Here is a 25,015-nt window from a genome sequence, read left to right as displayed (position 1 = left end):
AAAAATCGACACATTGGTTTAGTTTTTTCTCCTTTTTCGCTTTTATTTCGTTTTTTTTTGTTAAATTTGCAGCGGATTTAATATAATAAAGGAAAGATAATATGAAGACTGACTTCAGACCTGCATACAAAAAAGATTTTGAAGCTTGCTGGAATGTCATAGATCAGGCAAGAAAACTCATGATTGCTTCTGGAAGACACCAGTGGACTAACGATTATCCGTCTGTTAAAGACATTCAAAACGACATAGACAATGGTAATGCTTTTGTCATCACGGTTGATGATCAAGTAGCTGTCTATGGTGCCGTCATGCTGAACGGAGAACCACAATATGACTTTCTTAAAGGAGAATGGCTAACGAATGGAGATTACTATGTAATTCATCGTTTCGCTACTTTGCCGATGTTCCAGAGAGAAGGATTGGCTCGAATCTTTATCGATAAGGTTAACAGCCTTTGCGAAGTAGAAAAAGTACCAAGTATCAAGGTTGATACCAATCACGACAACTTACCTATGATAAATCTTCTCTCTTCAATGGGATTCTGCATCTGCGGACAAGTAAACTACGGAACGAGAGGTATGAGATTTGCATTTGAAAAAACGACTATGGAAATTGAAAAATAATGAACGATAAAATATCACTTATGAGAAGCTTGGTTGAACGACTCAATCAAGCTTCTCTTGCTTATTACAATGGTGAAGGCGAACGGATGACCGACTACGAGTGGGACGCCATGTTCGACCAACTGAAAAAACTGGAAGAGGAAACTGGTGAAATACTACCCAACTCCCCTACCAATAAAGTTTCTGAAGACCAGATTGCCGGTCAGAAAGAAGAGCATGAATTTGCAGCACTATCCCTTGCAAAGACAAAAAAGGTGAGCGATCTCGTCAAGTGGGCTGAAGACCGCCCGATATGGATTTCCTGGAAGCTGGACGGTCTGACTTTGGTGGTAACTTACGATAACGGTAGTCTCAGCAAGGTGGTAACACGTGGTAATGGACATGTCGGCACCAACATCACCCACCTGGCTCCAGCTATCAGTGGTATTCCAGCAACAATCAAGGAGAAGGGTCATCTTGTTGTACGTGGTGAGGCAGTCATCTCCTATGCCGATTTCGAACAGTTCATCATTGAGAGTGAAGGCGACTATGCCAATCCTAGAAACCTGGCATCAGGCTCCCTCTCACTGAAAGATGTAGAAGTGGTTAAGCAGCGCCATATACAATGGATTCCATTTACACTGGTATATACCGAACATGAAATCACATCGTGGGGAAAACGTATGCAGTTACTGGAAGACCTGGGACTACATCCTGTGGAACGACAGTTGATAGAGCATCCTACGGAAGACCACATCCTACAGGAAATTGATGTCTTTACCAAAAAGGTAACCAACAAGAAAAATCCATTTCCTGTCGATGGTCTGGTTATCTGCTACGATGATACCGTGTATGGTGCCACAGGTTCTGTTACGGGCCATCATGCAACCAGAGCTGGCTTTGCCTTTAAATGGCAAGACGAACATGCAGATACAGAATTAGACCATATCGAATGGTCGTGTGCTGCAAATACCATCACGCCTGTTGCCGTTTTCAAGCCAGTAGAGTTGGAAGGAACCACTGTGCAACGTGCATCTCTCTGCAATGTAAGCGAATGTGAACGCTTGGGTATCGGTGGTAAGGGAACGAAATTGCAGGTGATTAAAGCAAATAAGATTATTCCTAAAGTGATTCATGTCACTGAAGCTATAGGAACTTTCGAAATACCAGAGTTCTGTCCGGTTTGCCATGCTGAAGCCAAAGTACAGGAAAGCGAGAGCGGTACAAAAACCCTACATTGTACAAACCCACATTGTGCAGCCAAGCAACTGAAGAAATTTGCCAGATTCGTCAGCAAAGAAGGTCTCAATATCGAAGGTATTTCTGAGCAGACTATCTGGAAATTCGTAAACGAAGGACTAATAAGCGAATATGCTGATTTCTATAAACTCAGAGAACCAGAAAAAGTCTTTAAAATTTCTAACTTTGAAGGCTTTGGCAAGAAAAGCGTCAGCAATTTACTGAACAGTGTAGAAAAAAGCCGTCATACCGATGGGCGTCATCTTCTCTATGCGCTCAACATTCCCCTTTGCGGTGGCGATGTTGCCAAGAAATTGATAGAGCGCTACCCGTTAGAGGAATTGATAGATATAGCCCAAAACAGCACCAGCTTGTTTGGTGATGACTTTGCTGACATTGATGGCATTGGACCGGAAAAAAGTGCTAAGTTCATCAACTGGTTCCATGATGCAGACAATAGAGCTCATGTAGCGCACCTCCTTCCACATCTCGTCATCGAGAAGCAGGAGCCTATAGAAAAAGGTACGAAGTGTGATGGTTTGACATTCGTAGTTACGGGAGATGTACATCATTATAAAAATCGCAATGAACTGAAAGCGTACATCGAGAGCCAAGGTGGTAAAGTGACTGGCAGTGTGAGCAAGAGCACCCATTATCTCATCAACAATGATGCAGAATCACAAAGTTCAAAGAATAAGAAAGCGCATGAATTGAATATTCCTATCATAACCGAAGAGCAATTCATTGCACAATTTGGAGAAGAACAAGAAAAGAGCATCTCGTGAAAACGGGTATTCCCTTATTGTTATCAAGACGCCCTGTAAGGACAAAAGCATGAAAATGAAAGCCTTTGCCTTTACAGGGCGTATTATTTCTTCGGATAGTGAATCATACAACTTTCACTCATCCCCCTTCAGCTGGTATAAACACAAATGTTATTTTGCCTTCTTCTTTTTCAATTCCAACTTTGGAATCTTGATCTTCTGTCCACTCTTAATAGTAGAGGTACCATTGAGAGCCTCAATATAACATTCCATACCAGGACCTAAATATCGCTTGCTGAGTGTAGCCATTGTCTGATGCTCGCCAACAGTTACTACCTGGTCTACACCTATGATACGATAGGCACCAGTACGAACCCTTGGGTCACTGTCATATTTATCTGACACTACATTTGCATGTTCAGCTGCCTTATCCTGCTTTTTATCTGTTGCAGACTTCTTTTTAAGTTCTGCAGACTTTTCATCAGTTTTCAAGTTCTTTACAGAGATTTCTTTATCTACAGCAGCCGATTTTAATGAATCGGCTCTTTCTGCAGCCTTAATAGCATCATTTGCCTTTGCCATACGCAAACTGTCCTGTCTTGCTTTTTCCTGAAGAAGTTGCTCTTGACTCTTCACATTAGCAGGCTTCGCTACGACATTCTTATCCGTCTTATATTGCGCCAATTGCAATTCAAGATGATCACGTTGAGCTGCCATCTGCCCGTAATTGAAGGCAAACCATCCCAAGCCTCCTATTAATAATAATAAGGTGAAGCTTGCAATAATCACCACATATTTTGGAATGATGAAATGACGATGACGTATCTCAACTTCATCATCTGCCTCAATTTCAGCATCAGTCTCAGCCTCAATTTCTGCATCGGCCCCAATTTCAGCATCTGTCTCAGCCTCAATTTCTGCATTAGAATTTTCCTCCCTGCTATCTGCCTGAATATCATCTGATACAGATGAAGGAATCTCCTCCGTTGGCACTACCTGAGAAACAGTTGTCTGCGGTTCAATCGTCGAGTCTTCACCAATCACCACCACACTACTATCTTCAGATGGATTTTCAGGAACATCCAGAAAATCTATAACTCCACTAGTAGTAGGTTCTGAAGAGGAAACAGCTTCAGCCTGTGTAGTTTCTTCTGAAATAACGTCCGGTAAAGGAGTTTCCGTAGGTTCAACAACCTCTATTATAGGCTTAGGTTTCTCAAGAGATTCCTCTTGCTCCTCATCCTCTAAACTATCCTCATATTTCTTATCTATTGACTCGAAATCAACACCGTCGTTCACAATCACAGTCTCAAACTGAGCAAAAGGCCTATTGACAATTTCCTTGAGAATATTATCAGGAGTAAAGGAAATCTTATCACGTCCCTCTATAACGATACGCTCACCCGTATTCACATCTACACTCTCACGTTCCTTCACGGAAGTAACCTTGAAAGTACCTAGCCAGCGCATCTTGACTATCTTATCAGCAACAAGCCCCTGATGACAGACATCAAACATTTTACGAATAAAAAGTTCTGCCTCAATTTGGCTCAGCCCACTCTTCTCGGCCAATTTATCAGCCAATCCATTCAGACTATTCTTACTCATACAGCATCCCCTCCATTTTTAAGTTTCTCCTTGACAGCAGCTACCGGACGAAATCCTAATACGAGCTTCGGTGGCACCAACTGGCGCTTTTTGGTAGTAGGATTAACCACCACACGCTCCATACGCTTCTTTACCTCAAACGTACCAAAATTGGGGATAGCGACAACCTCGCCATCCTCAAACTCAGTTATCATAGCATCGATAACCTTACGTACCAACTTCTGAGTGTCATCTTGTGAATAACCAGTTTGCTGAGCCAACTCAGCGACAAATTCCTTATTATTCATAAGCCATTTATTATTTCACCACTTCACCATAGAGATCAAACTCTTCGCTTGCAGTAATCTTAACATTATAGAAACAACCCACACGCAGGCGCTTCTCCGTAGCACGAATCAATACTTCTGGATCTACTTCCGGCGAACAGAATTCTGTACGACCTATATAATAATCACCTTCCTTACGGTCGATGATAACCTTTAAGACCTTGCCTACCTTTTCTGCCTCTATATCAGCACTGATGTCCTGCTGAAGAATCATCAATTCATCAAGCCGGCGCTGCTTCACATCTGCAGGCACATCATCCTCATAGTGAGTAGCACTATAGGTTCCCTCTTCTTCAGAATATGCAAAGGCTCCCATACGCTCAAAACGCTGCTCACGTACAAAATCCATCAATTCGTCAAAGTCTTCCTTAGTCTCACCAGGGAAACCAACCATCAGTGTAGTACGGATATGAATTCCTGGCACACGCTCACGGATAGCCTTCAAGAGATCTATTGTCTCCTGCTTGGACACATGACGGTGCATACGGGAAAGCATGTGATCACTGATATGCTGCAACGCTATATCAAGATACTTGCAGACATTTGGTTTCTCGCGCATCACATCGAGCAGATCCATAGGGAACTGATTAGGATAAGCATAATGCAATCTAATCCATTTCACGCCTGGAATATCAGCCATTTCGCTGATAAGCTCTGTGATATGATGCTTGCCATCAAGGTCAACACCATAATAGGTTAATTCCTGAGCAATAATCTGAAATTCCTTAACTCCTTCTGCCATTAACTCCCTAACCTCATTCAAAATCTCCTCCTTAGGGCGAGAAACATGTTTTCCTGTAATGATTGGGATGGCACAATAGGCACAATGACGGTTACAGCCCTCTGCTATCTTGACATAAGCATAATGACGAGGAGTAGTAAGATGACGGTGTCCATCGCAGGAAGGAACGTCAGCCTTACCTAATTCGTGAAGTAACTGCTTATAATTGAATTTGCCGTAAAACTTATCAACCTCAGGCATTTCTGCTTCCAGTTCCTTCTGATAACGCTGTGAAAGACAACCCATTACATAAAGTTTCTTCAGTTTTCCTTCTTCCTTAGCCTGGATAAACTCCAGAATGGTATCAATACTCTCTTGCTTGGCATCTTCTATAAAACCGCAGGTATTGATAACGGCTATTTCCCCCTGAGGACGCTTTGGGTCATGAGTACAATGATAACCGTTGGCCTCAAACTGCTTCATGAGCAATTCGCTGTCAACCAGGTTCTTCGAACAACCCAAAGTTATAATATCTATCTGATTTTTCTTCATCTATTTTTTCACTACTATTTCTTAAAAAGAGAGTCAACGAACTCACGCTTATTGAAAAGCTGGAGATCTTCCATACCCTCACCAAGTCCAATGTACTTAACAGGTACCTTCAACTGATCAGAGATACCGATAACAACACCACCCTTTGCTGTACCATCCAGCTTGGTGATAGCAAGCGAAGTGATATTGGTAACAGCCGAAAATTGCTTAGCCTGTTCAAAGGCATTCTGACCAGTACTGCCATCAAGAACCAGCATTACCTCATCAGGTGCATCAGGAAGCACCTTCTTCATCACTTCCTTAATCTTCTTCAACTCGTTCATCAGGTTCACCTTATTATGAAGACGACCGGCTGTATCAATCAGAACTACGTCAGCACCGTTAGCCTTAGCACTCTGCAGAGCATCAAAAGCCACACTGGCAGGATCGCTACCCATCTGCTGTTTTACAACAGGCACCCCGACACGTTCGCCCCAAATACAGATTTGCTCTACAGCAGCTGCGCGGAATGTATCGGCAGCACCGAGATAAACCTTCTTGCCAGCCTTCTTAAACTGGTAAGCCAATTTGCCAATGGTGGTAGTCTTACCTACACCATTCACGCCAACCACGAGAATAACGTATGGTTTATGGTCGCTAGGCAAATCCCAATCATCATTATCATCAGAATGATTCTCAGACAAGAGATTGGCGATTTCTTCACGCAAGATCTGATTGAGCTCTGAAGTTGAAACATATTTATCACGTGCTACACGCTCTTCGATGCGACGAATGATTTTCACGGTAGTCTCTACACCTACATCAGAAGTGATGAGAACTTCCTCCAAATCATCAAGCACATCGTCATCTACGGTCGACTTACCAGCCACCGCACGAGCTAATTTTCCGAAAACACTCTCTTTGGTTTTTTCCAAACCCTTATCGAGAGTTTCTTTTTTCTTATTACTGAAAAATCCGAATAATCCCATTATTTATTTTTTATAGCTATAATTTTCTGCAAAGATACGAAAAAAAATGTATACATCTGCCATTTGAGGCGAAACTTTTCAATTAATTTTTATTTATATTGAAACCTTTTGCCAGTCCTCCCTCACTCGTTTCCTTATAAAGAGAAGGCAAATCATGTCCTGTCTGGCGCATCACCTCCACCACTCTATCAAATGAAACACTATGATGACCATCAGAGAAGGAAGCATAGAGATCTGCATCCAAAGCACGGGCTGCCGCAAAGGCATTACGCTCAATACAAGGAATCTGAACCAAGCCACAAACAGGATCGCAGGTCATGCCCAAGTGATGTTCCAAGCCCATCTCGGCAGCATATTCTACCTGTGCAGGACTTCCACCAAAGAGCTGACAGGCTGCAGCCGAAGCCATTGCACAAGCCACACCTACTTCACCCTGGCAACCAACATCTGCACCACTGATAGAAGCATTATGCTTCACGATATTACCCACCAATCCGGCAGTAGCCAAAGCACGAAGGATGCGCTGTTCACTCATATCATGAGCCGTGTGCATATGATAAAGCACAGCAGGCAACACACCACAAGCACCGCAAGTTGGAGCTGTCACGATGGTACCACCAGAAGCGTTTTCTTCACTTACAGCCAAAGCATAGGAATAAACCAATCCTCTGCTCTGCAAAGAGGCACGATAGCCCCTTGCCTTGATAAAATAAGTAGCAGCCTTGCGCTGAAGCTTGAGAGGACCAGGCAATACTCCTTCATGATCCAATCCATTACGGATGGACTGTTTCATTGTTTGCCAGACAGTACCGAGGAAATCCCAAATATCACTACCCTCACACTTTTCTACATACTCCCAGAATGATCGGCCGTTATCATAACACCATTGCTGAATCTCGTGCATGGTATTCAAATCATATATATCTTTAGCCCCCAACTCATCATGGCCATCTGTGCCATCAGAAAGAGCACCACCACCAATACTGTAAACCGTCCACTCTTCAATAATATCACCATTCAGATCTTTACCCACAAACTTCATCCCGTTTGGGTGGAAAGGCAGGAAGGTCTGTGGCTCCCAAATGATGTGAACTAACTTATGCGGCCTGAAGACCTCCTCAATAGCAACATCAGTCATGTGCCCCTTACCAGTAGCCGCAAGACTTCCATAGAGGGTAACTTCGTAAGTAGAGGCATTTGCACAACGTTCCATAAACAGCTTTGCTGCACGCTGAGGTCCCATGGTATGACTACTGGATGGTCCCTTACCAATTCTGTACAATTCCTTTAAAGATTTCATCGTAATAATGTTTTTTTCAGTTATTTATAGATTTTATTTCACTTGAATAGCCTTGAGGATTACTACATCCTCTAAAGGTCGGTCATTATTTTCTTTGTTAGTGGCTACATTCTGAATTTTGTCTACCACTTCCAAACCTTCCAGCACCTCTCCAAAGACGGTATAGCCGTTATCGAGATGTGGCACTCCTCCATGCTTCATATATCCTTGCTGAATCTGCTCAGAAGGAATGGCATAGTTCTTACCCTCGTTCTTCATTTTGTTGACGGTATACTCCATTTGGCGTGGAGAGAAATTGCGACCCCAAGTGATATAAAAATCAGTAGAAGCCGAAGCCTTGGTTGGGTTTTCATCATCTCCTTCACGGGCAGCACAAAGCTGACCGCGTTTGTGATAGTATTTAGGATAAATGATTTCAGCAGGCACGGTATAATCAACATCAAACTTTTCAACCTTTCCTGGAGTCACCTTTCGGGTCGAATAGTCACCACCCTGTATCATAAAGTTCTTGATAACTCGCTGGAAGATGCAGCCATTGTAAAATCCGGAATTCACAAGTTTCAGAAAGTTATCTCTATGCTTCGGTGTATCATTATATAACGCCACAAGAATATTGCCCATATTGGTTTCGATCATCACCTGATGACAGGTTGGATCATGAGGAGTTTCCCAAGGCAAGAGTTGCATGGTACTATCCAGAGCTGCCTTGTCCATCAAATTTCCTTTTGAACCCATATTTGCATTTTGAGCATGAACGGCTGTTGCAGTCATCATGAACAAAATAGTGAATAAAGAGAATACTTTTTTCATTTTTTCTTCAATTTTTACCCTTATTTATGTTATCGAGTGCAAAGATAACGATTTTATTCTAAAAAGATGAGTGTTTCTCAAACTTTCTTTATAACTTTGCGTCTGAAATACAACTTTACGTCTTATTTCTTGCTTTTCAGTAGAATTACATGACGGTCATGGCATTCTGAATCTGGGATTTCAGGAATCTGAGTAAAGAATTTATAAAAAACAATATACAATGAATAAGAAAAGACTATATATCCTTTTCATGTCGGCCTGTCTGATGATGACCCATGCATACGCCCAACAAATCAGTTTCGGGCCTTTGCATAGTCTTGACAGTCCTCGTGAAGATTGGATTTTGCCAGGCGATACCATTCTACAGGATGGCAAAAAGATGATTTATAGCGGAAAGCCTATGCAGAACTCCTATGTTCCGTTACGACATATCAATGAATCCGCATCTAATGGACTTGCTCCAACGGCAGTATACAGTTCTGCACAAGATAGCCTTCAGACAAGTCTTTGCCTTTCCAATCCTACCCCAACCGATTACGGATATGGATGGGGAGATTACGGTTGGGGACTTCATAAAGGACTCAATATGTCGGTTGATCTTTCTGCCTTTGCCACCTTCGGCAAACATGCGCCTCATCGTGGCGGGTTTACCCAGACGATAGATGCCACCTATCTTACACCACTCAGTAAGGACGAAAAGTTATGGATGGCATTAGGTGCTTATCTTACAAATACCAATTATGGTGGCGACAGTTATCATGACGGTGGTCTCTATGGCATTCTAGGATATAAAATCAACAAGAATTGGGAGGCTTACGTATATGGTCAACTGAGCGTTGCCAATAATTACAACTCAATCTATGGCAGATATGCCGGTTACGGTCCATACGGATATGGTGCGTACGGTTACGGTCCATACGGATATGGTGCGTACGGTTACGGTCCTTATGGTTTTGGAATGCATCCAGGTTATTGGAGCCACGGCATTATGCCAGGAGGTTATGGAATGGGAGTACCGGGAGCCAACGTGTTAGGCGGTGGCATCAGATACACCAATGACAAGAAAACATTCTCCATCGGTCTGAATGTAGAAGGTATCTGGTATGACAATAAAACTCCTTCTTATTTCAAGAAATACGATTATCCTACGCCAAATAATACAGCAAAATAAAAAAAAGCGCCCTGAAAAAGCAAGAGCATTTTACATCAATGCTTCTGCCTTTTCAGGGCGCTTTACCATGCTATATGAATCCCCTTTCTTCAAAGGATTATTCAGCAAGAATCTGAACGATGCGTTCTGCAGATCTTCCATCCCATCTGTCAGGAATACCAGCCTTTTTCCATTCACCATTCAATATTTTTTCCATCGCATTCTGCAATTTTTCAGGGTCCTCTGCCACCAGTTCATTGGTACCTACAGTCACAGTCTCCATGTGCTCGGTATAACTGTTGAGCGTAACACAAGGCACGCCATTGAAGGTTGCCTCTTCAGCCACATTACCGGAATCTGTAATGACGCCCATCGCATGAGCGGTAAGATATGAGAACTCGAGATAACCCTGTGGTTGTACCACCATAATGCCCGACTGATGATCGGCAACATCCTGATAAGCCTTGAAGGCGAGAACAAAACCCAATGCCTTACCACGCAATGGAGCCACGACCTTGATGCCAGCCTTTCGAGCCACGGAATCAATAACTGTGATAAGACTCTTCATTTCATCAATGTTATTGACTATCGCCTTGCGGTTCAAGGTCAGCACCATATACTTGCCTTCTTCCAGATGCATCTCATCCATCACCGCAGGACGCTGCATACGCTGCTGCAGGAATCGGATATTATCGATAAGCACATTACCTACCATATACACCTTGGAAAGCTCAGCTCCCTCTTTATTGGCAATACTGTTATTGGAAATACCTGCGGTAAAGAGAATGTCAGAAAGCCCGTCAATCACAAGACGATTGATTTCCTTTGGCATCGTAATATCAAAACTGCGGGTTCCTGCAGCAATATGAGCCAACTGCACGCCCTGCTTCTTGGTTACGATAGCAACAGCCATGGTAGAAGCCAGGTCATCAACAACGATAACGACATCCGTAGGATGATCCTGAAGATAACGCTCGAATTGCGCCATTACCATACCCGTCAGTTCATTCATATTCACGCAATCCACCTCAAGGAAAACGTCAGGACTCTGAATATCCAAGTCAGAAAAGAGTGAAGATTCCAGTGTTGGATCGTCCTTTCTTCCTGTATAAACCAATTGATATTCTACATCAACGCCCGACTTCTGGGCATTGCGAATGGCTCTGATAACTGGTGCTACCTTAATAAAATTTGGTCTGGCACCAGCTACAATACATATATTCTTACTCATTTTTTATAATAAAGTACCGTTTATTAAAAATCAACCTTTAAACAAATCTTTGATACCACCAATAGATCCCATCAGATTTGTAGCCTCATAAGGCAGGTAAACCACCTTATTATCCTTACCCTGAGCCACTTCCTGCATCATGGCAATATACTTCTGGGCAAGGAGATAGTTGGCAGGATTTGTACTCTGTCCCACAGCTTCTGTAATCTTCTGAATGGCAATAGCCTCTGCCTCTGCCTTGCGGATACGGGCTGTTGCCTCACCTTCAGCTCTGAGGATAGCCTGCTGTTTGGCTGCCTCTGCCTTGTTGACGATGGCAGCCTTCTCACCCTCAGAAAGCAGACGCTGCTTCTCTTTCTCACCTTCAGAGGTAAGGATGGTAGCACGTTTGTTACGTTCTGCCTGCATCTGCTTCTCCATTGCCTGCAATACACTTTCCGGTGGAGTAATATCCTGCAACTCTACACGGTTCACCTTGATACCCCACTTATTAGTAGCATCATCCAGTACCGCACGAAGTTTAGTATTGATGGTATCACGAGAGGTCAGGGTCTGGTCCAATTCCATCTCACCTATGATATTACGAAGAGTAGTCTGAGTCAACTTCTCGATAGCATTTGGCAAATTGTTGATTTCATATACACTCTTGAAAGGGTCTACAATCTGGAAATACAGCAAGGCATTAATCTGCATCTGGATATTATCCTTGGTAATCACATTCTGTCGGTCGAAATCATATACCTGTTCACGGAGATCAATGCTGTTGGTATAAGTATATCTTCCATTTCTCATAGCCACGATGTCCTTGGCATGATCGATAAAAGGAATGATGATATTGATACCTGGCTTCAAGGTGGCGTAATAACGTCCCAGACGCTCAATGATTTTCGTTTCACTCTGAGGAATGATAACGATGGTTTTCTTAACCACGACAAGTGCGAGCAATACGAGAGCTGCAAGTACATAAATTCCTATGCTCATGATGTTTATGATATTAAGTGAATAATGATTATTTCTACCTTTATAATTAATTCTTCCCAGGAAACAAGAATTAAACTTTTTCTACTTTCAGAATGATAGACTCAAGTCCCAGCACCCTTACTCGCTGACCCACCTGCAAGTCTTCAGTACTATCAGGAGCCTGTGCCTTCCAGTCATCGCCATCAAGTTTCACGCGTCCGAAACCGCCAGCCACGATGGTCTCACTCACTTCACCAATCTGTCCTGCCAAAGCATCATAATTGCTCTTTCTGTTATCTGCCCCATGTCTTATTGCCTTTACAAGATGTGGTCTAATCAAGAGAATGCTCAATACCGAGCAAACGGCCCATACCACTACTTGAACCCAGAAGGGAGCATCCATCACGGCCACAGGAATACTGACCAAAGCACCGATGGCAAAGCACGTAACATAGAAGTCACCCGAAGACAACTCCAGGATAAGGCAGATGAACATGATAACTGTCCAGAACAGCCAAAGATTTTGTGAGATATAATCCATCATAGTTGTTAATATTTAGTGAATACTACTTTCTTCTTTTAGTTGTTTTCTTGGTTGACACCTTCGTGGTCTTCACTGTCTTGGAGGTAGAAGTAGCCGGCTTGTAATACTTCAAAGCCTCTGGCATTTCCTTCTGAAGAGCAGCAATACGCTTGGCGTCCGAAGGATGATCACTGAAGATATCACTCTGGTTGGCGCTCTTACCTTGCGACATGCGCTGCCAGAATGGAATTGCCTGCCGAGGGTCGTAACCTGCCATGGCAGCAAAGATAAGTCCCATGTAATCAGCCTCAGTCTCGTTGTCACGGGAATATTTCAAGTTGCGGAAAGAGAAATACTGTCCGGCTACGGCACTAGCCACATCGCCAACGCCATTACCTACAGCCTGATTCAACACACTACCCACAATGGCAGTACCTACCTGCTGGTTCTGCTGCTTACTCAATTGCTCGGCACTATGCTTAGCCACGGCATGCGCAATTTCATGACCTAACACAATAGCCAGACAAGTCTCATTCTGAGTATAAGGTAACAAACCTTCGAAAACAACGATCTTGCCGCCAGGCATACAAAATGCATTGACGTTTTTATCTTGTACGAGATTAAACTCCCATGCATAATTCTTCACATCATTGGCAAAGCCATTATTCTTCAGGTAAGTTTCTACAGCATTAGCCAACTTTTTACCAACACGCTGCACCATGGCAGTATTGGCAGCGTTTGTCGACTTTTTAGCCGATGCCATATATTTGGTGTATTCCTGATTAGACAAGCTCAAGACCTGCTCATCGGATACAGAGATGCGATGAGTTCTACCAGTAAGAGGCACCTGCTGAGTGGTACCACAAGATGACAGCGCAAGAATTGTGACTGCTGTCAAAGCCATCATTTTAATACTTTTCATTTTTACCTATAACATTTTAAAATATTTACACTGCAAATTTAATATATCTTACCGAAACCACCAAATAATTCAACAAAAAACTAAACAAAAATTCTCATTTATTTCAAAAGGTATGACCTTTTATCCTTCTACCGTTAATATTACCTAAAAATCAACCACCTTTCTTGCTCCTTTCCAAGAATATCATTACTTTTGCGAACGATTATCACGGGGTGCTGAAAATTCGGCTGAGATTATACCCATTGAACCTGACACAGATAATGCTGTCGCAGGGATTCGATATAAGCTTATCATGATAGAGCCCCTATTCCGTGCAACTTCTGCTAGGATTAGGGGCTTTATTCATACCGGACTTTCTCAAGAACAGTTCTCCGTGTTGATTACATATTATTATTAGGAATAAACAACGATGATTATCATCGATGGCGAAAGATAAACATCTTTCTTTTCCCATGATGAATATCATCATAAAAACGAACTGTTATGAAAGTAACTATCAACAACAAAGAGACAGAAACTCAGGCAAAGAACGTAAAGGAACTTGCCCAGGAACTCGACCTTCCTGCTACAGGTTGCGCTGTAGCCATCAGTAACGAAATGGTGCCACGTGATGAATGGGAAAACCATCTCATCCAGGAGGGCGCAGACATCGTGATTGTCAAGGCATTCTGCGGAGGATAATCTATAGTTTATAATTTATAGTTTATAGGACTATGGCAAAAATACCTCTAGACAGTTTTCAACTGCAGTTCATCTCTCACCAGAATGAGAAGATGACTTACCTGGATGGCATCCACGAGGCGATAACAGGACTCTGCAGATGGGTTCAGCTCCGCATGAAGGATGCCTCTGACAATGAGGTGCGCCCCATCGCCTACAAGGTGAAGGAATGGTGCAAGATCATGAATGTTACCTTCATCATCGACGACCGTGTGGAACTAGTGAAAGAGGTGGGTGCCGATGGCGTGCATCTGGGCAAGAACGATATGCCGATTGCCGAGGCCCGCAAGATTCTGGGCGACGACTTCATCATCGGCGGAACGGCAAACACCTTCGAGGATGTGAAGGCTCACTATGAGGCTGGAGCCGATTATATCGGTTGCGGTCCGTTCCGCTTCACTACCACTAAGGAGAAGCTCTCCCCCATCCTTGGTCTTGAAGGCTATCGCGAGATCATCCAGAAGATGAAGGCAGAAAATATCGATATCCCTATCGTTGCCATCGGTGGCATCACCAGGGAGGATATCCCCGACATCATGAAGACGGGAGTTAACGGCATCGCCCTCAGCGGCTGCATCCTCAATGCCAAGGACCCGGCATCAGAAACCCATGATATCATGGAAATGATGAAGGAATTCAGATAAGCGACGCTAGGCATCCAAAAAAATAAAGCCCCCTAGGCGTACAGAAAAAATAAAGCCCGCTAGGCGTCCCGCCGGATTTGCAATCCGGCGTAAAAAAGGTCCCAACCTATTTAAGATCTGCGGATTTGAAATCCGCAGCAAACTAGGTTGATAAGGGGATTACAAATCCCCAGGTTTAAGTGGTCGAACATTTTTTAACGACGGATTGCAAATCCGACGGAACGCCTAGCGGATGAAGGACCGTCGGAACGCCTGGCGGATAAAGTGATTCAGATAAGCAAACATTTAAAAATAACAATACAAAAAAAATGGAAAAATTAGTAATTGCAGGACGAGAGTTCAACTCCCGCCTCTTCCTCGGAACAGGAAAGTTCAACAACAACCAGCTCATGGCTGAAGCCATCAAGGCTTCTGAAACAGAAATGGTGACCGTTGCCATGAAGCGTATCGAACTCGAAGACAAGCAGGACGACCTGCTCTCTCATATCGTGCAGAACCCAAATATCCAGCTCCTTCCTAACACCAGTGGCGTGCGCAACGCCGAGGAGGCTGTATTCGCAGCACAGATGGCTCGCGAGGCTTTCGGAACCAACTGGCTCAAGCTCGAAATCCACCCAGACCCTCGCTATCTTCTTCCAGACTCTATCGAGACTCTGAAGGCTACCGAGAAACTGGTAAAACTCGGTTTCGTGGTATTGCCATATTGCCAGGCAGACCCAACCCTCTGCAAGCACCTCGAAGAGGCTGGTGCTGCTACCGTGATGCCACTCGCTGCACCTATCGGTACCAACAAGGGATTGAGAATGAAGGACTTCCTGCAGATCATCATCGAACAGGCTACTGTTCCAGTAGTAGTAGATGCAGGTATCGGTGCGCCTAGCCACGCAGCCGAAGCCATGGAGATGGGTGCCAGCGCTTGCTTGGTTAACACAGCCATCGCCGTTGCCGGTGACCCTGTAGAGATGGCCAAGGCATTCAAGGAAGCAGTAGTATGCGGTCGCCGTGCATACGAGGCTGGTCTCGGAGCCATCAGCGATTGTGCCGAGGCAAGTTCTCCTCTCACCGCATTCCTCAACGACTAATTATAATTATAGATATACAAAGGCATGAAGGATGAAGGCAAAGAAGCAGAATGTTCTTTTTACCTTTTTACCCTTTTACCTTTTTACCTTTAAAAAAATAAAAGGCATGAAGGATGAAGGCAAAGAAGCAGAATGTTCTTTTTACCTTTTTACCCTTTTACCTTTTTACCTTTAAAAAAATTATGCCAAACGATAAGAAAGCTTACGCCCAGAGAGAAAAGGCGTATATGCAGGGAAAAATCTTCCCACAGATCAAGGTTGGAATGACCAAGGTAAACCTCACTCCTACTGTTGTGAAGGATGAGCGCGGCATTCCACATACAGAGCCAAACGCTCCGGTTTACATCTACGATACCAGCGGTCCTTACAGCGACCCTAACTATCAGGTAGATTTGAAGAAGGGCTTGCCAAGAATGCGCGAGCAGTGGATTCTCGACCGCAACGATACCGAGCAGCTCAAGGAAGTTACCAGCGAGTATGGCAAGCAGCGCCTTGCTGACCATAGCCTCGACCACCTCCGCTTCGAGCACATCCAGTTGCCTCGCCGTGCACAGGCAGGCAAGCACATCACCCAGATGGCATACGCCAAGGCTGGCATCATCACTCCAGAGATGGAGTACGTGGCTATCCGCGAGAACATGAACTGCCAGGAGTTGGGCATCGATACCCATATCACTCCTGAGTATGTGCGTGATGAGATTGCACGCGGACGTGCCGTTCTTCCTGCCAACATCAATCACCCGGAGAGCGAACCGATGATCATCGGCCGCAACTTCCTCGTGAAGATCAATACCAATATCGGTAACTCTGCCACTACTTCCAGCATCGAGGAAGAGGTGGATAAGGCTGTATGGTCTTGCAAGTGGGGAGGCGATACTTTAATGGACCTCTCTACCGGCGACAACATCCACGAAACCCGTGAATGGATTGTGCGCAACTGTCCTGTACCAGTAGGAACCGTGCCTATCTACCAGGCTTTGGAGAAGGTAAACGGCAAGGTAGAGGACCTGAACTGGGAAGTATTCCGTGATACCCTCATCGAGCAGTGTGAGCAGGGTGTTGACTATTTCACCATCCATGCCGGCATCCGTCGCCACAACGTGCATCTTGCTGATAGCCGTCTCTGCGGTATCGTGAGCCGTGGCGGTAGTATCATGAGCAAGTGGTGTCTCTATCACGACCAGGAGAGCTTCCTCTATGAGCACTTCGACGACATCTGCGACATCGTGGCACAGTACGACGTAGCCCTCTCTTTGGGCGATGGTCTGCGCCCAGGCTGTATTGCCGATGCCAACGATGCAGCCCAGTTTGCCGAGTTGGATACCATGGGCGAACTCGTTACCCGTGCCTGGGACAAGAACGTGCAGGCATTCATCGAGGGCCCTGGTCACGTGCCATTGCAGAAGATCAAGGAGAACATGGAGCGCCAGCTCGACCACTGTCACGAGGCACCATTCTACACCCTCGGCCCATTGGTTACCGATATCGCTCCAGGTTACGACCACATCACTTCAGCCATCGGTGGCGCCCAGATTGCATGGCTCGGCACCGCTATGCTCTGCTATGTAACACCAAAGGAGCACCTCGCCTTGCCTAACAAGGAAGATGTGCGCACAGGTGTGGTAACCTATAAGATTGCCGCTCATGCAGCCGATTTGGCTAAGGGTCATCCAGGTGCAACCATCCGCGACAACGCCCTCTCCAAGGCACGTTTCGAGTTCCGCTGGAGAGACCAGTTCCACCTCTCACTCGACCCAGAGCTTGCCTTGAAGTATTTCGAGGAGGCAGGTCATACCGAGGGTGAATACTGCACCATGTGTGGTCCTAACTTCTGTGCAGCCAAGTTGACACACGATTTGAGAAAGTTTAAAAAGTAAGAAAATGTTTTCAGACGAATTAAAGAATATCAGTTGGGAGGAGACCACGGAGCGCATTGCTCGAATGACCGATAACGATGTGCGCCGTGCCCTTGCCAAGGATCATTGCGATGTGAACGACTTCATGGCGCTGATTTCACCGGCAGCCGAACCATACCTGGAGGTTATGGCGCGTCTTTCCCGCAAATATACCGAGGAGCGCTTCGGCAAGACCATGTCGATGTTCATTCCTCTCTACATCACCAATTCATGCTCCAACTCCTGCGTGTATTGCGGTTTCCATCGTGAGAATCCGATGGCTCGTACCATCCTCACCCCAGAGCAGATTGAGAACGAGTACAAGGCAATCAAGCAGTTGGCTCCATTCGAGAACATCCTTCTCGTTACGGGCGAGAACCCAGCCAAGGCTGGCACCCCTTATCTTGCCAAGGCAATCGACATCGCCAAGAAGTATTTCTCTAACGTGAAGATTGAGGTGATGCCGCTCTCTACAGAGGATTACAAGACCCTCGCCGACCATGGTATGAACGGCGTAATCTGTTTCCAGGAAACCTACAACCACGAGCACTACAAGCTCTACCACCCACGTGGCATGAAGAGCAAGTTTGAGTGGCGCTGCGATGGTTTCGACCGCATGGGTATGGCAGGCGTTCACTCCATCGGCATGGGTGTGCTCATCGGCTTGGAGAAGGAATGGCGCACGGATGTAGTGATGATGGCTCATCATCTGCGCTATCTGCAGAAGCATTACTGGAAGACCAAGTACAGCGTGAACTTCCCTCGTATGCGCCCTGCACAGAACGAAGGTTTCCAGCCAAACTGCTTCATGACCGATAAGCAGTTGGCCCAGGCAACTTTCGCCATGCGTATCTTCGACCACGATGTAGATATCTCCTACTCTACCCGTGAGCCAGCCTACATCCGTGACAACATGGCAACACTGGGTGTCACCACCATGTCGGCAGAATCAAAGGTAAATCCTGGTGGTTACCATACCTATCCTCAGGCATTGGAGCAGTTCACCGTAAGCGATGAGCGTACCGCCAAGGTAATCAATGCGAGATTGAAGGAATTGGGCAGAGAGCCAGTATGGAAGGATTGGGATGCCTCATTCGATTTCTTCGGAAATATCGCAAACGGATAAAGAAGATGTAATTAAACAGAATAAAAAAAAGAGTGTATCATAAATTCATGACACACTCTTTTTTGTTAATATTCTCAGACTGACGCCCCTATAATAGATCATTTCAGATGGATGGTCTGTGTTTTCCCCGTGATATCAGTTACCACGGCGATCCCTCCATCACGAATCTCGACCTTCTCATATTTGGCATCAACTATCACCTTGCCTTTTAAGGTCATAATACCCCAATATCTTGGAATCTCTTCAAAGGCACAATAGGCACCAACAGGTTGCGCTATGCTGCGATAAAGGGGTGGCACGACAACTCTGCCATCCACTTTTATGCCCCATTTCTTTCCAGCCTGATATAATTCCACATGTCCTGCTACAGACTTTTCATGCAAAAGAATCATCTCGCTTGCTTCCTTTTTCTTCTCCTGTAACATCATCTCATCATAGTATTTCTTGCCAAGGCGAGGCATTACAATATGAAGATCTTCATTTTCATTCTTTGGGTTATTGCATCCAATATAGGTCTTCTTCAAATATGCATCCACCAGGTAGTAGTCCTGCTTGCTGTCCATAACCACGATACAACCACAACGAAGAGTGGCACACATCCAATACACATGTTCATAATCACCACGCAAGAAACATACTCGATTACTATCTATAGTAGCCTTCATCATCAAGCCATTGCCTCCTTCATAATAGTACCATTCCTGGCAACCACTATCTACTAAATAATTATAACGATATATCAGGTAATCCCCAAAATTGAACAGGTCATATTTGGAAGGGCAATATGGCCAAGAGAAATGTTCGTAGGTGCGAGACATATAAACATCTCCATATTTGATGAACTCCCAACCTTCTAGCGTAACCACCTTTGGAACATCGTAAACATTGGAACCATCGTCAATAATAGCTCCAGACAACAGGTCATAATAGCAGACCTCCTTTCTGCGATGTCGGTAGAACAGGATGTTGCCATCCAACAGCTTCATGTCACGGTAATCGCCTGGCTCCAAGACTTGTTCTCCCTGCCGGTTCACTACCGTCATCTTCCCATCAGGAAGCTTGATGATGCCAAACTCCCCTTTGCTATCTACAAACTCACGATACTGTATCGTTTGGAGCAATTCTTCATGGCTCATCACCATCATCATTTCTGAGTCTGGATGAATCAGAATATCGTCTTGCTTCTCGTTCATCAGGAAAAACTCTCTATCCTTCGGAGTCTCCTTTCTCTTGCCAACTTTCAGCTTTCCCTCGAACATAGCATTCCAGTTCCATACTTGCGAAGGCAACCCGAACACCCGATATAGTCCCACATTATCTATAATCACGCAATTCTTCTTTCCCCTGGCTACTCGCAATCCTCTTCCTACCATCTGCAGATACTTGGCAAGCGACAACGTTGGTCGTGCCAACTGTACAAACTCCACATCCGGGCAGTCAAATCCCTCCGAGAAGATGTCCACATTCACCAATACTTGTATAGGAGCAAGTCCATCAGCAAGTCTATCAGCAAGTCTATCAGCAGCCCCATCAGCAGGTCGCAAGCAAGTAGTACCAAGCCCATCAGCAGCCCGCAAACAAGTAGCAGCAAGTCTATCGCCAACTTTATCTGCAGGCCGCAAGCAAGTAGCACCCAGGCGGTCCCCAAGACCATCACCAAGGCGGTTTACACCGCACAAACAATCTGGCGAGACCTTTGATGGTCCGCCATCCTTAGAGCGTAGCGGTTCCGAGCGACGAGGAGGAGCGGTTACATCCCCGCTTCCTGAGGAAGAGGGGCTTGGGGAGAAAGTGGAGCCCTCTTTGGAAAGAGGGACGGGGTGATTCGAAAAATCCTTATGAAGGATGGATGGTTGGGTTTTCGAAAAAGAAGAATATTTGAACCTTTCAATAAGTTCTTTTCGTAAAGAACTTGGCGTTTTACTATCAATAGCAACAGCCGCGATGCCGTGTTCTCTGTAGAACTCGGCAATAGCATTAGCATGACTGATATTGATGGCATACACGATGCCCTTTCTGTCTTTACCAAATTCTTCCAAGCTCCGATAGAGCCTTTCGATACTCGGCTTCTTATTCAGCAGCATATCCATTTCCTTGTTCTGATAATCACCATCTGCTCCTCGCTTCTGCAAGGAGTCGATGAGCCGTTGCGTCACACCATCTGATTTGATGCTCACAAAATCGTATGTTGCCAATCTTCCCTTGCTGATAAACTCAGGAACACTCCACGACTGCACCAAGACATCAAACAGATCAGTGAATCCCTTACCATTCAATCGGCAAGGAGTAGCCGTCAGTCCCAGGAACTTAGCATTCGGGAATCTCTCCCACATCCCCTTATAGGTCTTGGCAAGCGCATGGTGCGCCTCGTCAATCACAATCATCCCCGGTTCTTCCTCTATCTCGTCATAGTGCTTCGACAACCATTGTATCGACACAGCCTTTATAAGTGAAGAACGAAGAGTGAAGAGTGAAGAATCCAACGGCTTTTCTATCAAATTGAAAGAAGTATCATCCTCTTTTTCAGCAAGGCGGTTTACACCGCACAAACGATCTGGCGAGACCTTTGATGGTCCGCCAACCTTAGAGCGTAGCGGTTCTGAGCACCGGAGGGCGGTTACATCCCCTGTCCCCTGAGGGGAAAGGGGCTTGGGGAAAGCGGTGGAGCCTCCCTTAAGGGTAAGGGAGGACGGGTGGGTTTTCGAAAAAAAACCTTCTTTGGCTAAAGAGGGACGGGGTGATTCGAAAAAAACTCTTTGAATCGTTTCTCGAATCTGAGAAACCAACTCCCTTCTATGGGCAACAATCCAAACCTGACAATTGGAATGTTCCCTCAAAAACGATTCTACGACCGAAGCGAGTAGAACCGTTTTTCCCGTACCCGTTGGCATTTGTGCCATCACGGACCGATGAAGGCGCAACGCCTTCTCAATCCGTTCCTTCATATCCTCCTGGTAATCAAAGAGTTTAATATTCTTCATATAAAAGCATATAATGAATATAGCGTCCCTGCTATATTCCAAGCAGTGACACCTATCAGTATGTTAAAAAGTAATATGGTATCTTTTTTTTAAGAAAAGTCAAAAAGATAGGCAGAGCTTCATCAAAAGCCCTGCCAATCTTAAAGTATATAATTAAAATTATAAATCTTATCCCTTTGTGTTTCTCTGATATTATTTATATAACTTTCCAAAAATACACTTTTTCCTCGAAACCACCAAGAAAATCAAAAGAAATCAGCAATTTACCAGCAAATAACCTGGATATAAACTATAACCAGTCATCCCCATGCGGTCCCATCCCGCATAACATGGCGAAGACCTTTGATGGTCCGCCATCCATAGAGCGTAGCGGTTCTGAGCACCGGAGGGCGGTTACATCCTTCCTCCTGAGGAGGAAGGCTTGGTTAGAGGTGGAGCTCTCCTTGCAGGAGAGACGGAGAGGTAGAAAAGTCAGCACTAAGGGCGGTTTTCCTCCTCTTCCCTGAGGGGAGAAGACCGAGATGAGAGGTGGAGCCTTCTTTAATGGTAAAGAAGGACGGGATGATTTTAGAAAAACCTCCTTTTGGCTAAAGGAAGACGGAGGGATTCGAAAAATATCACCTCAATATTTTTAGGAAGAGCCCTTTCTTTTAGTTTTCAAAAGGACTTTCAAAGTCCTTCAACACCTCATGTTTTGTATCCTTTTCCGAAAGATTAGCGTGTTCCGTAGGAATGCGCCAATCGATACCGAGAGAATCATCCAGTATCGAGATACCCCCATCAGCCTCTGGGTGATAGAAGTTATCACACTTATACTGAAATACCGCAGTCTCTGATAATACAGCAAAACCATGCGCAAAGCCCTTAGGAATAAAGAACTGACGATGATTATCTTCCGTCAGTTCCACAGCCACATGCTTACCGTATGTCGGCGAACCCTTGCGGATATCCACGGCAACATCCTGCACTCTACCCTTCACGCATCTTACCAGCTTGCTCTGTGTAAACGGAGGCCTCTGGAAATGCAAGCCTCGCATTACACCATAACTACTCATGCTTTCGTTATCCTGGCAGAACTCCACCTTGTAGCCAACCAATGGCTCCACTTTCTCTTTAAACTCTCGCTCGCTAAAGCTCTCGAAGAAATAGCCACGAGCATCTCTAAACAGACGAGGCTCAATAATGAGCACGCCTTCAATATCAGTCTTTATTATTTCCATAATAGCAATTACAAAATAAAATTCAACTTACAAGCACCAGCAAAATCCGGTATAGAATATCCATGCTTCTTAAAGAAAGTCCTTAAACTCTTGAAATGCATAAAAGCTTTTTTTCCTATTTTTGCACTAGCACGCAGATGATTATGTATCATCTGCGATTGAGGTACATAAACAACAGGTCTATTCATTAGCCAAGACCTTAAACAGAGGTCTTCATCTTCCATATATAGGAAATAGTCTTTATCAAATCCAGCAAGTTTGCTATAAACCTCTCTTGAAACAAAGAGAGCTGCACCAACTGCCCAATTTACAGGTTGAACCTTTTCCACATCAATATTCTTACACAGATATTTCTCTACAGCCTTGTTTGCTGCATCATCCTTACCATGCGACAGTACACGATTCACAAAAATCATTGGAGTAATAAATCCTCTAATAGAAAATTGATGAGTCAAGTCCTTATTAAAAAGGTGAGGAACGGCAATACCTACCTCGGGATTCTTTTCCATAAAATCGTAAAGCGAATCAAGACTTCCCTTGCAAAAAGAAACATCAGGATTGATGATGGCTAGATATTTACCTGTCGATGCTAATGCACCAATATTATTATTCTCACCAAATCCTTTAGGGGTTCTATTCCTGATAATTTTCACTTGTGGATATTCCTTTTGAAGAAATTCCACACTACCATCTTTTGAGCAGTTATCTACATAAATGGCTTCGAAAGAAACATTTGGTTTTGTTTCTTTCGCATATATGGACCTATAAAGCTCCTTTATATATATTAAATGATTCATACCTACCGTAATGATAGATACCATAGGATTTTCCATAATTACATTATTATTTAATTAAAGTTTTAATTTGCCTAAATCCCCACATAAACAATAATGGGAACCCTACTCCAAATAGAGCATAAACAAAAAGCAAGAGATTATTACCATCAACACCTGGAGTCAAATCACTAAGATTTGCCCCCCCATAACCTATGCCTTGCAATGCTAAAGTACAAATTTTAAAGCCAACAAAGTGCAAAGCCATCACATAAAAAGAGTCCTTTCCAATATATGCGATAGCCTTACCTACTACATTAGCCTCGATATGCTTACCTATATACATTATTATATATAGAACTGCAGGCGCAGCAACTAACAGCTGAAGAATATCTTTATATTCATTACCATTCAGAGCTACACCACCAAGCATACAAGCAACTTCGAAAGCCACCAATCCACATACAATTGCCAAATATCCATTATTAAAAGACAATTTTATATTCTGATACATTATTTTGCCAACATATATCAACAGCATTGCAGTAAATGTATTACTAAATCGACGGATGGTCAAACCATACTTATTACTAAGAATACCTGCTATCATACACATTGTCAGCAATGCAATGAATCTCATCCACTCATATTGTCTATCATTCTTTGCAATCTTCTTGATTGCCCAGGAAACAATAGATAAACCTATCAGAGCCATGAAAAGCACATACACAAACCACATTGCACCAACAATCGGTTCTCTTCCGCCTAAACAGATAGCCAATACAGTGTAAGTATCCGCTCAACTCCGTATTGCAAATCTCAAAATAATGTTGTACCTTTGCACGGCGGCATCATTTTTCTAATTTTGAGACAAGAATACGCAATTTAGCCCTCCATC

At 44.2% G+C, this 25,015-nt stretch carries 23 protein-coding genes and 1 riboswitch; of the genes, 8 read left to right on the top strand and 15 right to left on the bottom strand.

The window, feature by feature from the left end; translation table 11 throughout:
• The first annotated feature begins 101 nt into the window (after positions 1–101).
• Together ACTQ16_RS10795 and ligA are read left to right on the top strand one after the other, a co-directional pair.
• Positions 102–623, top strand: coding sequence for a GNAT family N-acetyltransferase (locus tag ACTQ16_RS10795; RefSeq protein ID WP_153125955.1), 522 nt, complete (start codon positions 102–104; stop codon positions 621–623).
• A complete protein-coding gene (gene ligA / locus ACTQ16_RS10790; RefSeq protein WP_441937372.1) occupies positions 623–2,626 on the top strand; it encodes an NAD-dependent DNA ligase LigA in 2,004 nt (667 codons plus the stop codon). The genes ACTQ16_RS10795 and ligA overlap by 1 nt, the downstream gene beginning before the upstream one ends.
• Before the next feature lie 150 nt (positions 2,627–2,776).
• On the opposite strand, the gene ACTQ16_RS10785 is transcribed toward ligA, so the two are convergent.
• The 6 genes from ACTQ16_RS10785 to ACTQ16_RS10760 form a co-directional block, all read right to left on the bottom strand.
• On the bottom strand, positions 2,777–4,213 hold the full coding sequence (locus ACTQ16_RS10785) for an HU family DNA-binding protein (protein WP_441937370.1): 1,437 nt from the start codon (positions 4,211–4,213) through the stop codon (positions 2,777–2,779).
• Entirely contained in the window at positions 4,210–4,500 is a 291-nt protein-coding gene (locus tag ACTQ16_RS10780) for an HU family DNA-binding protein (protein WP_217760689.1), read from the bottom strand. The genes ACTQ16_RS10785 and ACTQ16_RS10780 overlap by 4 nt, the downstream gene beginning before the upstream one ends.
• 10 nt (positions 4,501–4,510) lie before the next feature.
• Entirely contained in the window at positions 4,511–5,812 is a 1,302-nt protein-coding gene (gene rimO, locus ACTQ16_RS10775) for a 30S ribosomal protein S12 methylthiotransferase RimO (RefSeq protein WP_441937368.1), read from the bottom strand.
• 14 nt (positions 5,813–5,826) lie between these two features.
• Complete coding sequence (gene ftsY / locus ACTQ16_RS10770; RefSeq protein ID WP_295346561.1) at positions 5,827–6,780, bottom strand: signal recognition particle-docking protein FtsY; 954 nt, start codon at positions 6,778–6,780, stop codon at positions 5,827–5,829.
• Positions 6,781–6,862: 82 nt separating this feature from the next.
• Positions 6,863–8,080, bottom strand: a complete 1,218-nt coding sequence (locus tag ACTQ16_RS10765) for an L-serine ammonia-lyase (RefSeq protein WP_294970756.1) — start codon at positions 8,078–8,080, stop codon at positions 6,863–6,865.
• 33 nt (positions 8,081–8,113) lie between these two features.
• Positions 8,114–8,890 carry a peptidylprolyl isomerase gene (locus ACTQ16_RS10760; protein WP_295346563.1) on the bottom strand — a complete coding sequence of 259 codons (777 nt, stop codon included), beginning with the start codon at positions 8,888–8,890 and terminating at the stop codon, positions 8,114–8,116.
• A 220-nt stretch (positions 8,891–9,110) separates the two neighbouring features.
• Between ACTQ16_RS10760 and ACTQ16_RS10755 the strand changes: the two genes are divergently transcribed.
• Positions 9,111–10,061, top strand: coding sequence for a hypothetical protein (locus tag ACTQ16_RS10755; RefSeq protein ID WP_441937367.1), 951 nt, complete (start codon positions 9,111–9,113; stop codon positions 10,059–10,061).
• A gap of 97 nt (positions 10,062–10,158) precedes the next feature.
• On the opposite strand, the gene ACTQ16_RS10750 is transcribed toward ACTQ16_RS10755, so the two are convergent.
• The 4 genes from ACTQ16_RS10750 to ACTQ16_RS10735 all read right to left on the bottom strand — a co-directional run bounded on the left by ACTQ16_RS10750 (position 10,159) and on the right by ACTQ16_RS10735 (position 13,676).
• Entirely contained in the window at positions 10,159–11,271 is a 1,113-nt protein-coding gene (locus ACTQ16_RS10750) for a UDP-N-acetyl glucosamine 2-epimerase (RefSeq protein WP_441937365.1), read from the bottom strand.
• 30 nt (positions 11,272–11,301) lie between these two features.
• A complete protein-coding gene (locus ACTQ16_RS10745) occupies positions 11,302–12,252 on the bottom strand; it encodes an SPFH domain-containing protein (RefSeq protein WP_294970765.1) in 951 nt (316 codons plus the stop codon).
• A 70-nt stretch (positions 12,253–12,322) separates the two neighbouring features.
• A complete protein-coding gene (locus ACTQ16_RS10740) occupies positions 12,323–12,775 on the bottom strand; it encodes an NfeD family protein (RefSeq protein ID WP_441937363.1) in 453 nt (150 codons plus the stop codon).
• Positions 12,776–12,797: 22 nt separating this feature from the next.
• Positions 12,798–13,676 (bottom strand): M48 family metallopeptidase, encoded by an 879-nt coding sequence (locus tag ACTQ16_RS10735; protein ID WP_294970770.1) that lies wholly within the window; start codon positions 13,674–13,676, stop codon positions 12,798–12,800.
• 198 nt (positions 13,677–13,874) lie between these two features.
• A riboswitch (TPP riboswitch) is annotated at positions 13,875–13,970 on the top strand.
• Positions 13,971–14,159: 189 nt separating this feature from the next.
• On the opposite strand from ACTQ16_RS10735, the gene thiS reads away from it, so the two are divergent.
• The 5 genes from thiS to thiH all read left to right on the top strand — a co-directional run bounded on the left by thiS (position 14,160) and on the right by thiH (position 19,143).
• Positions 14,160–14,357 (top strand): sulfur carrier protein ThiS, encoded by a 198-nt coding sequence (thiS, locus tag ACTQ16_RS10730; RefSeq protein ID WP_153125928.1) that lies wholly within the window; start codon positions 14,160–14,162, stop codon positions 14,355–14,357.
• 32 nt (positions 14,358–14,389) lie between these two features.
• Positions 14,390–15,040, top strand: a complete 651-nt coding sequence (locus tag ACTQ16_RS10725) for a thiamine phosphate synthase (protein WP_441937362.1) — start codon at positions 14,390–14,392, stop codon at positions 15,038–15,040.
• Positions 15,041–15,348: 308 nt separating this feature from the next.
• Positions 15,349–16,122 carry a thiazole synthase gene (locus tag ACTQ16_RS10720; protein ID WP_089542780.1) on the top strand — a complete coding sequence of 258 codons (774 nt, stop codon included), beginning with the start codon at positions 15,349–15,351 and terminating at the stop codon, positions 16,120–16,122.
• Between the two features lie 182 nt (positions 16,123–16,304).
• Positions 16,305–17,999: a phosphomethylpyrimidine synthase ThiC gene (gene thiC, locus ACTQ16_RS10715; protein WP_441937360.1), complete on the top strand. Its 1,695-nt coding sequence runs from the start codon at positions 16,305–16,307 to the stop codon at positions 17,997–17,999.
• A 4-nt stretch (positions 18,000–18,003) separates the two neighbouring features.
• Entirely contained in the window at positions 18,004–19,143 is a 1,140-nt protein-coding gene (gene thiH / locus ACTQ16_RS10710; RefSeq protein WP_006848700.1) for a 2-iminoacetate synthase ThiH, read from the top strand.
• A gap of 98 nt (positions 19,144–19,241) precedes the next feature.
• Here thiH and ACTQ16_RS10705 read toward each other — a convergent pair whose 3' ends face one another.
• From ACTQ16_RS10705 to ACTQ16_RS10685, 5 genes are all read right to left on the bottom strand, one after another.
• Positions 19,242–22,124, bottom strand: a complete 2,883-nt coding sequence (locus tag ACTQ16_RS10705; RefSeq protein ID WP_441937358.1) for a DEAD/DEAH box helicase — start codon at positions 22,122–22,124, stop codon at positions 19,242–19,244.
• A gap of 289 nt (positions 22,125–22,413) precedes the next feature.
• The gene (locus ACTQ16_RS10700) at positions 22,414–22,602 is read right to left on the bottom strand and encodes a hypothetical protein (RefSeq protein ID WP_441937356.1); all 189 of its coding nucleotides are present in this window, start codon (positions 22,600–22,602) and stop codon (positions 22,414–22,416) included.
• 172 nt (positions 22,603–22,774) lie between these two features.
• Positions 22,775–23,344 carry a dTDP-4-dehydrorhamnose 3,5-epimerase gene (rfbC, locus tag ACTQ16_RS10695; RefSeq protein ID WP_441937354.1) on the bottom strand — a complete coding sequence of 190 codons (570 nt, stop codon included), beginning with the start codon at positions 23,342–23,344 and terminating at the stop codon, positions 22,775–22,777.
• Between the two features lie 8 nt (positions 23,345–23,352).
• Positions 23,353–24,177, bottom strand: coding sequence for a glycosyltransferase family 2 protein (locus ACTQ16_RS10690; protein ID WP_441937352.1), 825 nt, complete (start codon positions 24,175–24,177; stop codon positions 23,353–23,355).
• Positions 24,178–24,187: 10 nt separating this feature from the next.
• Positions 24,188–24,898 (bottom strand): hypothetical protein, encoded by a 711-nt coding sequence (locus tag ACTQ16_RS10685; protein ID WP_441937351.1) that lies wholly within the window; start codon positions 24,896–24,898, stop codon positions 24,188–24,190.
• Positions 24,899–25,015 lie beyond the last annotated feature (117 nt).

It is taken from the genome of Prevotella sp. LCP21S3_D2, from assembly GCF_052118345.1.
In the GTDB taxonomy this organism is placed as follows: domain Bacteria; phylum Bacteroidota; class Bacteroidia; order Bacteroidales; family Bacteroidaceae; genus Prevotella.
This window is presented reverse-complemented; position numbering and strand designations above follow the sequence as displayed.